Source organism: Buchnera aphidicola (Macrosiphoniella sanborni) (genome assembly GCF_005080885.1).
Classification (GTDB): domain Bacteria; phylum Pseudomonadota; class Gammaproteobacteria; order Enterobacterales; family Enterobacteriaceae; genus Buchnera; species Buchnera aphidicola_AU.
Genome location: NZ_CP034864.1, coordinates 310,569 through 322,745 on the forward strand (window position 1 = coordinate 310,569; position 12,177 = coordinate 322,745).

The 12,177-nt window shown below is 22.1% G+C and carries 9 protein-coding genes; 6 read left to right on the forward strand and 3 right to left on the reverse strand.

What is annotated here, in order from left to right:
* Positions 1 to 18: 18 nt before the first annotated feature.
* Positions 19 to 1,305, forward strand: a complete 1,287-nt coding sequence (gene bioA / locus D9V74_RS01370) for an adenosylmethionine--8-amino-7-oxononanoate transaminase (RefSeq protein WP_158362594.1) — start codon at positions 19 to 21, stop codon at positions 1,303 to 1,305.
* Between the two features lie 7 nt (positions 1,306 to 1,312).
* On the opposite strand, the gene pgl is transcribed toward bioA, so the two are convergent.
* Together pgl and mfd are read right to left on the reverse strand one after the other, a co-directional pair.
* The gene (gene pgl / locus D9V74_RS01375) at positions 1,313 to 2,317 is read right to left on the reverse strand and encodes a 6-phosphogluconolactonase (RefSeq protein WP_158362596.1); all 1,005 of its coding nucleotides are present in this window, start codon (positions 2,315 to 2,317) and stop codon (positions 1,313 to 1,315) included.
* A 116-nt stretch (positions 2,318 to 2,433) separates the two neighbouring features.
* Positions 2,434 to 4,872: a transcription-repair coupling factor gene (gene mfd, locus D9V74_RS01380; protein ID WP_158362598.1), complete on the reverse strand. Its 2,439-nt coding sequence runs from the start codon at positions 4,870 to 4,872 to the stop codon at positions 2,434 to 2,436.
* Positions 4,873 to 5,269: 397 nt separating this feature from the next.
* Here mfd and D9V74_RS01385 point away from each other — a divergent pair, with 397 nt between their 5' ends.
* The 4 genes from D9V74_RS01385 to gap are packed head-to-tail and all read left to right on the forward strand — an operon-like array spanning position 5,270 to position 9,483.
* Positions 5,270 to 6,490, forward strand: coding sequence for an FtsX-like permease family protein (locus tag D9V74_RS01385; protein ID WP_158362600.1), 1,221 nt, complete (start codon positions 5,270 to 5,272; stop codon positions 6,488 to 6,490).
* The gene (gene lolD, locus D9V74_RS01390; RefSeq protein WP_158362602.1) at positions 6,483 to 7,169 is read left to right on the forward strand and encodes a lipoprotein-releasing ABC transporter ATP-binding protein LolD; all 687 of its coding nucleotides are present in this window, start codon (positions 6,483 to 6,485) and stop codon (positions 7,167 to 7,169) included. The genes D9V74_RS01385 and lolD overlap by 8 nt, the downstream gene beginning before the upstream one ends.
* A 15-nt stretch (positions 7,170 to 7,184) precedes the next feature.
* Positions 7,185 to 8,420 carry an FtsX-like permease family protein gene (locus D9V74_RS01395; RefSeq protein WP_158362604.1) on the forward strand — a complete coding sequence of 412 codons (1,236 nt, stop codon included), beginning with the start codon at positions 7,185 to 7,187 and terminating at the stop codon, positions 8,418 to 8,420.
* A gap of 58 nt (positions 8,421 to 8,478) precedes the next feature.
* A complete protein-coding gene (gap, locus tag D9V74_RS01400) occupies positions 8,479 to 9,483 on the forward strand; it encodes a type I glyceraldehyde-3-phosphate dehydrogenase (RefSeq protein ID WP_158362606.1) in 1,005 nt (334 codons plus the stop codon).
* Between the two features lie 284 nt (positions 9,484 to 9,767).
* On the opposite strand, the gene fldA is transcribed toward gap, so the two are convergent.
* Entirely contained in the window at positions 9,768 to 10,286 is a 519-nt protein-coding gene (gene fldA / locus D9V74_RS01405; RefSeq protein WP_158362608.1) for a flavodoxin FldA, read from the reverse strand.
* Between the two features lie 456 nt (positions 10,287 to 10,742).
* On the opposite strand from fldA, the gene phrB reads away from it, so the two are divergent.
* Positions 10,743 to 12,176, forward strand: a complete 1,434-nt coding sequence (gene phrB / locus D9V74_RS01410) for a deoxyribodipyrimidine photo-lyase (RefSeq protein ID WP_158362610.1) — start codon at positions 10,743 to 10,745, stop codon at positions 12,174 to 12,176.
* Position 12,177 lies beyond the last annotated feature (1 nt).

Consider the following 12,177-nt stretch of genomic DNA (forward strand, 5'->3'; position numbering starts at 1 on the left):
TTTTATATATAAATTATTATGAGTCAATCTGATACACTTTTTGATTATAAACATATTTGGCATCCTTATTCTTCAATGATTAATCCTCATCCGTGCTATACTGTAATTTCTGCTAAAGGTGTTTATTTAAAATTAAAAAACGGTAAAAATATAATAGATGGGATGTCTTCATGGTGGTCCGCAATACATGGCTATAATCATCCTGTTTTAAATAAAGCTTTAAAAAAACAAATTAGAAAAATGTCACACGTAATGTTTGGTGGAATTACTCATCCTGCAGCAATTGCATTATGTCGGCAATTGATATCATTAACACCAAAAAAACTAGATTGTGTTTTCTTGTCAGATTCTGGTTCAGTATCAATTGAAGTAGCAATAAAAATGTTAATACAGTATTGGCAATCATTAGGTCAAACAAGAAAAACATTTTTAACAATTCGAAATGGTTATCATGGCGATACTTTTGCTGCTATTTCAGTTTCTGATCCTAACAATTCGTTTCATAAAATATATCATAATATATTACTAAAAAATTTATTTGCTGATGCACCAGTTTCTTCTTTTCACGATAATTGGAATAATAGCGATATTATATCTTTTACAAAAATAATAGAAAAAAATTCTTACAAAATCGCTGGAGTTATATTAGAACCTATAGTTCAAGGTGTAGGTGGAATGCGTTTTTATCATCCCACTTACTTAAAAAAAATAAAAATTTTATGTGAATATTATTCTATCCCATTGATTTTTGATGAAATCGCAACAGGATTTGGAAGAACTGGAAAAATTTTTGCTTTTGAACATGCTGATGTCATTCCAGATATACTATGCTTAGGAAAATCAATTACAGGTGGAACAATCACTTTAGCTGCGACTTTAACATCGCGTTACATCGCAAATACTATTAGTCAAAGTGAAACTAATTGTTTTATGCATGGTCCAACTTATATGGGTAATCCATTAGCATGCGCTGTAGCTAATGCTAATATAAAAATATTAAAAACTAACATATGGAAAAAACAAGTATATAATATTGAAAAACAACTTTCTACAAGTCTACTACCATTAATTGATCACCCTTATGTTATTGATGTACGTGTTTTAGGAGCTATCGGAGTGGTTGAATGTTCCCGTTCAGTTAATATGTTATTAATACAAAAATTTTTTGTTGAACATGGTGTTTGGATTAGACCATTTAAAAAATTAATTTATATTATACCACCTTATATTATTAGTACTCAGGCATTAAATAAGTTAACTAATGTTATCATAGATGCGTTGAATCATGATTTTCTATTTTTATAAATTTATTTTAATCTAAACTATGTACAAGTATCCATATAGGTCTATGACCTGTATCATATGTATTGAGTTGATTTAATTCTCCAGTATTTTTGCAAATATCATAGATAGCTAATCTATTAGATTTTTCACCCGCAACAATTAAATATTGATTGTCGGGATCAATACAAAAAGATCTAGGTTGCAATTCTGTTGGATAACTTTTAATAAAAATAATTTTTTTATTATCAGAATCAATATGAAATAATGAAATAATATTCAAATATCGATCAGAAACATATAAAAAACGTCCGCATGATGTTAAATGAATATCAGACGACCAATAATTTTTTAATAATTTATTAGAAGTAATATTAATATTTTGTATATTTTTTACTTGAATAGTATTTTTTGTATTATCAATTTTCCAAACATCTACAGTTCCATTTAACTCATTAATAGTATAAAAAAAATCTTGATTTGGATGGAAAGTAATATGACGTGGTCCAGATTGTTTTTGAGTATAAAGTATTTTTTGTTCAGTATTTTTTAATATTCCAAAATCAGTTAAATAATACAAATAAATACAATCTTCTTTTAGAGATGTAACAAATAAGACATTATATTTGTAATTTACTTTAGCAGCATGACAACCTTGTATATTACAAATAATTTGAATAGGATTATGAGGAATTCCATTTTTATCTAATCGGCTCACAATAAGAGTATTAGAATGATAAGAACTACAAAATAGTAATTTCTTATTTTGATCAAAAGAAAGATAGTTCGCTTTTCCTGGAAAAGAAATTGCATGTTGTTTATTAAGATAACCATTTTTATCTATATTAAAAGTAATAATTTGATTATCTTTTGAAATTCCAGCATATAATAATTTTTTATTTTTAATAATATTGATAGGTTGAACTTGACTGTATATTTCTACTTTTTGTATTAAATCTATGCTGCCATTGTTATATAAATTCCATACTTCTATACTTTGACTATCTGAGTTTGAAATATAAATAACTTTTTTCATATAATTTCTCTAATTTTTTGTCAAATAAAACAACGATAATAGTATTTAAAGAAATATTGTCAAAATAAATACAATATGAAAAATATTTATTTAGATGATATATTATTAAATAAATTTTATAGAGCATGTTGATATAAATTTCTTAATAAATTTATAATCCATTTGAGACGTAAATAATCATCGTCTAAATTTATAATAAATTGAATTTTTCTCGAATTTACCATTTTCCAAATATTAGGTTCTTTTTGAAATATTTTTAGTAAATATTCAATATTTAAGGAATTTTTATAATGAAATTCTATTAATCCTATTTTTTTATTAGATTTTATATATTTAATGCCTAATTGATAAGCTATCAATCGAATTTTTGCAATTAAAACTAAATTTTTAGCAAATGCAGGAAGTATGCCAAATTGATCAAAAAGTTCATTTTTTATTTCTTCTACTTGTTTTTCATTTTTGGCATTTGCAAGTTTTTTATAAAAAAATAGTCTTGTATTAACATCAATAATATAATTCTCAGGTAATAAAGAAGATACATACAATTTGATTTCTAACGATTGTTGTAAAATTTTATCTTTAGACAAAGATTCACCTGTTTTTAATAAATTTACAGCATTTTTTAATAGTTTTATATATAAAGAAAAACCGATATTTTTTATATGTCCACTTTGTTCTTTTCCTAATATTTCTCCTACTCCTCTAATTTCAAGGTCGTGATTTGATAAAGAAAAGCCTCCTCCAAAATTATCTACTGAAGAAATTGCTTCTAATCTTTTTTTTGCATCTATAGTAATATTCTTAAAATTATTTACAAGAAATAAGGCATATGCTTGATGATTTGATCTACCAACACGACCACGCATTTGATGAAGTTGTGATAATCCAAAATGATCTGCATTTTCAATAATAATTGTATTTGCTTGAGGTATATCAACACCACTTTCGATGATTGTAGTGCATACTAAAACATTAAATTTATTATTATAAAATTGATTCATGACTTTTTTAAAGTCAAGATTATTCATTTGTCCGTGTCCTACTTTAATTTTTGCTTCAGGGATCAACATTGATAACTTTTTTGCAACATTAATAATATTTTGAACTTTATTATATACATAATAACTTTGCCCACCTCTTAAAATTTCACGTAATATTGTTTTTCTTATTAATATAGGATTATATTCTTGAATAAAAGTTTTAATAGCTAGTCTTTTAGCTGGAGGTTTAGATATAATAGATACATCTTTTATACCAGTTATAGCCATATTTAAAGTGCGGGGTATAGGTGTAGCTGTTAATGTTAAAATATCAATATTAGAATATATTTTTTTAATAATTTCTTTATGATTTACACCAAATTTATGCTCTTCATCAATAATTAATAAACCAATATTAAACCATTTTATTTTTTTAAATAATAGTTTATGAGTGCCTATCAAAATATTAATTTTTCCGTTTTCAGATTTCTGAAAAATTGAATTTTGTTCTTTTGATGTTTGCAATCTAGATAATATATTAATAATAAAATTGTAATTTGAAAAACGTTTTCGAAAATTTTTGTAATGTTGTTGTGCTAATAAAGTTGTTGGAACTAAAATAACAACTTGTTTATTATTCCAAACTGATATAAAAGATGCTCGCATTGCAATTTCTGTTTTTCCAAAACCAACATCGCCACAAATTAAGCGATCCATAGGAACTGATTTTTGCATATCTTTTATTACAGATTTCATTACTTCATTTTGATCTTTTGTTATTTTAAACGGACAATCTTGACAAAAAAGTTCATATGATTTTTTTTCTATTAAAAAAGAATAACCTGTTTTAGTTGCCCTTTTTGAATAAATGCGCAACAAATAAGCTGCATGATCATAAATAATACTGCTAATTTTATTCTTTTCTTTATTCCATTCTTCACCACCTAATTTATGAAGAGGAGCATGTTCTATCGACGTTTCAGTATAAGGTGAAACAAGGTGTAAATAGGAAACAGGTACATATAATCTATCTCCTTCTGCATAGGAAATAATTAAATATTCTGATTTTATGCTAGCTGTTTTAATAGTAGTTAATCCTTGATATCTTCCAATTCCATGTTCAATATGTATAATAGGATGATTTAAAATTAATTGAGATAAACTGCTTTTTTGAAAAGAATTAATATTTCCGGATTTTTTTAAATATTTTTTATTATGAATTAATCCTATTAATAAATCTTTGGTAGAAATAAATAAAATATTATTTTTTTTATCCAAGAAACTATTTTGAATTTTTTTTATCATATAAAAATAATTAATATTTTCTTTAATATTAATAATATTTTGAATATGTTGAGGAAAAATTTTATTTTGTTGTAAATATTTTAAAATCTCATTCAAAGATTTTTCTGGTGCTAAAGAAAAAATTATTTTCCCTGAAAACAAATATAAATAAGATAGTAATGTCTTGATATTATCTAGATGATTTACATTATGAAATAAATTTAATATTTTTTGATATGTAACATTAATAATATTTTTATTTTTTGAAATTTTATTTTCTATAATTTTCATAATAGATTATTTCTTTAAAAAAAGTAATAATTATTGATTTTTAAAAAATTGTTTTTTTTTGATACATTTTATTGAAAAAGTTTTATGATGTTTAATCATATGTTCTTACATATGCTAATTTTTGTTTAGATTAAAATTATTTTTTAAAATTCTGAGATATTTAAAATTTTTGGATAAAGTTCTTAAAATACTTAAAAGTATTCTTATTTTAATATTTATATTAAAATTCTTAATTAATAAAGTATAGAATATTAATATATATTATAGAGATGATATTTATAAATTAAATATAATTTAATTTTTATTAATAACATATATCTTTTATTACTAAAAAAAACATTGTATAAAATACTTAAAATATAAAAAGATTTTTTATTTGTTTAAGAAAATATAAAAAATGTATAAACCTATATATCTGTTTATCGCTTTACGTTATTTATGGAATATTTATTCACCTAATTTTAAAAAAATTTTTGTTATTTTATCTATTATTAGTATCACTATAAGTACTATTGCATTGATTATTACAATATCTATGATAAATGGATCTGAAGAATATTTTAAAAAAAATATTTTATCTATAATTCCCCATTTAATTATTACTAATAACAACCAATATGTTAAAAAAATAGATTTTCCTAAAGGTATTCTACAAATAAATAATATTGAAAAAATTTCTGATTTAATTTGTAAAGAAATTATTGTACAAAATAGGAATAATATTTCTGCTGCAGAAATAATGGGTGTAGATAAAAGTAATCATGATAATATCATCAATTATAAAATAGAAAATATTTTAAAAAAATTAAAACCAAATAGATATAATGTAATTATCGGAAAAAAATTGGCTCAAAAACTTCATGTACATACTGGCGATAAAATTAATTTAATACTTTTATCAAATGCAAGAAATAATTTTTCAGGAAAAATTTTTAATCAAAATATATTTAAAATAATCGATATTTTTTCCACTTCTAGTGAGGTTGATTATTATCAAATATTAATGAATAAAAAAGATAGTTTAAATTTTTTAAGATATTCTAAAAATTATATTAGTGGATGGAGAGTATGGTTAAAAAATCCATTAAATTTAGATTTTTATCAATTTAAACAATTTAAACAATTTAAAAAAATAAAAAATAAATTAATATTATTTGATTGGACACTGCAAAAAGGTGAATTATTTAAAGCTATGAAGATTGAAAAATATATTATGTTTTTTTTATTTTTTTTAATATTAATATTATCTATTATAAATATATTTATAAATTTAACTACATATATATTAGAAAATAAGCACGTTATTTCAATTTTACAAACACAAGGATTATCTAATTCGAAAATTATGCTAATATTTATTATATTTGGTTCAGGAAATGCTATCATTGGTAATATATTAGGTACAATCATTGCTATTTCATTAATTATACAAAATGATCTGTTAAAATTTTTCATTAACTTTTTTTTTGATGAAAATAATATAACAATTTTAATTTTACCTCATCAAATTTTTATCATTAATATCATATCTATCTTACTAACTATTTTTGCAACATTGTATCCGTCCTGGAAGGCTATTCAATTAAAACCAGTTAGAGTTTTATCTAAAAATGAATAATATTATTATAAAATGTATTAATTTAAGCAAATCTTATCAAGATAGAGATTTTAATTATGAGATTTTGAAGAATATATCTTTTGAATTAAAAAAAGGAGATATAACTGGTATTATCGGACAATCAGGTTCAGGAAAAACTACTTTTTTACATGTATTATCTGGATTAGATACTCCTACCTCTGGTCAAATTTTATTTTATGGTCGACCCTTTGATTCAATGACATCTTATGAAATAGCAAAATTTAGAAATACAAAACTAGGTTTTATTTATCAATTTCATTATTTAATGTTAGATTTTAATGTCTTAGAAAATGTTGCCATACCTCTTTTAATTAATAATAAAAGTGTTAAAGAATCTGAAGAAACAGCATATCAAATATTAAAAAAAATAAAATTAGAACATAAAATAAAAAAATATCCATCTGAAATTTCTGGAGGTGAAAGACAACGTGTTGCCATTGCTAGAGCTTTTGTAAATAAACCAGATTTAATTATAGCAGATGAACCAACTGGTAATTTAGATGAATATAATATTCATATTATTTTAAATTTAATATTTGAATTTAATACTAATTTTAAAACATCTTTTTTGATTGTAACACATGATCCTATTTTGATAAAAAAAATACCTTTTTTGCTTCACATGAAAAATGGAGAATTATTTAATTATGAAAATTAAAACAAGATTAATGAAATGAATTTTTTACCTATTTTAATTGCAAAAAAATTATATTTAAAAGATAAAAAAAATTACACAATATTTTTTGTTACAATCTTATCTAGAATAGGTATATTTATCAGTGTATTTGCATTAATTATGAGTTTTAGTGCATTAAATGGATTTCAAAAATTATTAAATAACACAGTATTATCTACTTTACCTCATGCAATTATACAATTGACTGAAAAATCATATATAAACTGGAAAGATATGATTATTAAATTAAAAATGTTTCCAGAAGTTTCTTATTCTGAACCTTATATTATTAAAAATGGATTACTTATTGTTAAAAATAAAATTAAAACAATTGAAATGAAAAGTTTTAGACATATTAAATATTTAAAAAAAAATCTTCTTTATTTAGATAAAAAAAATATTTTTTTGACAAAAAAAAATATCAATGAAATTATAATTTCATCTTATTTAGCAAAATATTTATCAATTAAAATAGGAGATTCAATTGATTTGATTTTTTTTAATGAAGATAATAATCATATAAGTTCATATTTCAAACATTTTTCTTTTAAAATTTCAAATATATTTGAGTCAAATGGTATATTAGATACAAACCTTGTATATATTCCATTTAGTTTTTTTAAAAATTTTTTAAATATTAATGATAATATTAACAGCATTGAATTACATATATCTGATCCATTACATGCAGATCAAATTATTTTAAATATTTTAAAAAAAATGCATACTCCCTTGCTTACATATACTTGGATGAATCATTATGAATTTATATATCATAATATTAAAAAAATCAAAACAATTGTATATTTAATTCTTATACTGTTAGTTATCATTTCATGTTTTAGTATTGCATCTATTTCTCTTATGACAATATCTAAAAAAACGCAAGAAATCGCTATTTTACGTAGTATCGGAGCAAGCAATATTCTAATTCATCTTATTTTTTTATGTTATGGTTTACGTTCTATTTTAATAGGAAGTGTGATAGGTTTATTTACAGGGATAATAATTATTATTAATTATAAAAACATAAGATTTTTTCTAGAAAATAGATTTAAAGATAACATCTTATTTGATAATTTTTATTATCATAATTTTTTTCTATTAAAAATAGATTTATTAGATATTATGACAATATTTATAAGTATTATAGGAATAGGTATTATAACAAATTGGTATCCAGCATATTGTGCCTCAAAAATAAATCCTAGTAGTATACTAAAAGAATATTAATTAATAATTTTTAAATGAATAAAGAATTTTATAAAAAAATTTTTTCAATGGTGAAAACATGACTATTAAAATAGGAATTAATGGATTTGGTCGTATTGGACGTATATTATTTCGACTTGCTCAAAAACGTTCAGGTATTCAAGTAGTAGCTATTAATGATTTATTAAGCCCTGAGTATATTGCTTATATGCTTAAATATGATTCAACACATGGTAAATTTAAAGAAAATGTTCAAGTAACAAAAAACAATATTATTATTAATGATAAAAAAATTCGTATTACTTCTATTAAAGAACCTGAAAAATTAATGTGGGGTGATTTAGAAATCGATGTAGTAATTGAATCTACCGGTCTTTTTTTAACACAAGAAACAGCTTATAAACATATTTTATCCGGATCAAAAAAAGTAATTATTACAGGACCGTCTAAGGATGACATTCCAATGTTTGTCAAAGGTGCTAACTTTGATAAATATAAAGGAGAAAAAATTGTATCTAATGCATCTTGTACAACTAATTGTTTAGCTCCTTTATCTAAAGTCATTGATGATGAACTTGAAATTATTGAAGGTTTAATGACAACAGTTCATGCTACTACAGCTACTCAAAAAATTGTTGATAGTGCATCTTGTAAAGATTGGAGAGGTGGTAGAAGTGCATTGCAAAATATTATCCCTTCTTCTACAGGTGCTGCAATAGCTGTAGGTAAAGTATTACCACAACTTAATGGTAAATTAACTGGTATAGCATTTCGAGTGCCAGTATCAAACGTGTCTGTTGTAGATTTAACAGTACGTTATAAAAAATCTGCTTCGTATTACGAAATATGTGACATTATTAAAAAAGCCTCCCAAGAAGATATGAAAGGCATTATTGGATATACTGAAGATGAAGTAGTTTCTACAGATTTTAACGGAGAAGAATTAACTTCTATTTTTGATGCAAAGGCAAGTTTATCTTTAAATGATAATTTTGTTAAATTAATTTCTTGGTATGATAATGAAACTGGTTATTCTAGTAAAGTTCTTGATTTAGTTTATTTAATGTGTAGCACTAAAATATAATGATTTGCATATAAAATACTTTTTATTTTTTAAAATTAAATGCAGTATTAAGTTTGTACTTAATACTGCATTTAATATTTTAAAAATATTTTTTAATTCAATAAGATTTATTATAATATTAAAAATAACTGTTTTTAAAACAATTGAAAAATTATTTTATATTTTTCTAAAAAATATATAATATGATTACATTTATTAAGGTATTTATTTAATCTAATAATTTTATAATCTGTCTAAAATGTATTATTTTGAAATAATACAAAGCATCTTTACAAAAAATTTATTTAATCAGTTTCAGAAAAATGAGGAAGAATTATTTTTAACCATTCTTTAATTCTATTTTCAGTTTTTTCTGGTTGTCGATCTTCATCTAATATTAATCCAATAAAATATTCATTATTTAATAAAGCTTTAGATTGTTCAAAAAAATATCCTTTTGTTGGCCATTGGCCAATGATATGTCCTTTATTTTTTGTGATAATATTATAAATTACTCTTATTGCATCACAAAAATATTCACTATAATCTTCTTGATCACCACATCCAAATAATGCAATGGTTTTCTTAGAAAAATTAATTTTTTTCAAAGTTGGTAAAAAATCATCCCAATCGCATTGCATTTCACCATAATACCAAGTAGGAATTCCTAATATTAAACAATTAAATTTTTCAATATCTTGTTGAGAAGATTCACTAATATCATGTAATATAGCACGATCATACCCTATGTATTTTTGAATTGATTTAGCTATTTTTTCTGTATTACCAGTATCACTTCCAAAGAAAATACCTATTTTTTTCATTTTGCTATCCTTGAATAAATATATTTACAAAAAATATATATAATAGTTTATTAATATTCTTTTATAGTAATAAGTTGTTAAGTTGTTAATAAAATTCTTTCTATAAAAATTATTTAAAAAAATAAATATTTAATATTGAATATGTCAAGGAATTGATATAATAAATCAGATAAGATAAAAAATTTTAAATATAAAATACTAAAATATAAAATACTATTTAAATATCAAAAAAAATTAATAAAAAAAATTGTTCCTCGATTTTTTTTATTTTATTTAAATTATAATTTTAAGAATAAAAAATAATTTTATTACTAATTTATAAACTTAAAATATTTAATAGTTTTAGATTTTAAAAAAAATGTTTTTCTACACTAAAATAACTGAAACATTTTAAAACAAAAATAATATATTATATAAAATGTTTTAAATAAATTAATATATATTTATTCAAAAATTATGACAAAAAATCTAATATGGTTTCGAAATGATCTTCGTGTACATGACAATACAGCTTTATATGAAGCATGTAAATTTGATCAAGATCAGGTATTAAGTTTATTTATTGCTACTCCTCAGCAATGGAATTATCATTGTATGTCTGATAAAAAAAAATCTTTTATGTATTATCATTTAAAATCTTTACAAAAAGAATTATTCAAATTAAATATTACTTTATATTATCATGAATCTACTAATTTTTTACATTCAATACAATATTTGATATTCTTTTGCCAAAAATATAAAATAAATAATTTATTCTATAATTATCAATATGAAATCAATGAAAGAAAACGTGATTATTTAGTTAAAAAAGAACTTTCTCAAAAAGGTATTTTTGTAAAAGGGTTTCACGATAATCTTTTAGTATCTAATAATAATATTAAAAATAAACACAATAAACCATATAAATTATTTTCATTTTTTAAAAAAAAAATAGTGACATATTTACATGAAAATAGACTAAAAAATTTATTAGTTCCATCGCAGAGAAAATTCAAAAAAAATATTTTTTTAGCTTCTATGCCTCCAGAACATTTTATTTTAAATTTTAATAAAAATATTTTTCCTATTGGTGAAAAAGAAGCTATAAATCGTTTAAAAAATTTTTGTTTATATAAATTTAAAAATTATTCTCTTAAAAGAAATTTTCCTTTTTTAGATAGTACTAGTATTTTATCTCCATATTTATCTGCAGGAATAATATCATCTAGACATTGTCTAATAATGCTACAAAATATAAAAAGTAAAGAATCATTTAAAAATATTCTAAACTCTTCTTGGTTTAATCAAATATTATGGCGTGAATTTTATTATCATTTATTAATTGGTTTTCCTGAAATTAGTAAATATCAATCATTAACTAAATGGGAAACAGAAATTATTTGGGCAAATAATATAAAATATTTCGATGCATGGAAAGAAGGAAGAACAGGATTTCCAATGGTAGATGCTGGCATGAGACAATTAAACCAAATAGGCTGGATGCATAATCGATTGAGAATGATTACTTCTAATTTTTTAGTAAAAAATCTTTTAATTGATTGGAGACAAGGAGAAAAATATTTTATGTCTCATTTAATTGATGGCGATTTAGCATTAAATAATGGAGGATGGCAATGGTCAGCATCAATTGGTTGCGATTCTGTTCCTTATATTAGAATGTTTAATCCATTGTGTCAATCAAGATCATATGATATCTCTGGAGATTTTATAAAAAAATTTATTCCAGAATTAAAAAAAGTTCCCAATCAGTATATTCATCAACCATATGAATGGTCTCAATCTGAAAGATTGAAATTAGATTATCCCCAACCTATTATCGACTATAATATCAGTAGAAAAAATTTTTTGTTTATGTTCAATAAAATAAAAGTAAAATATAAAAAATAAG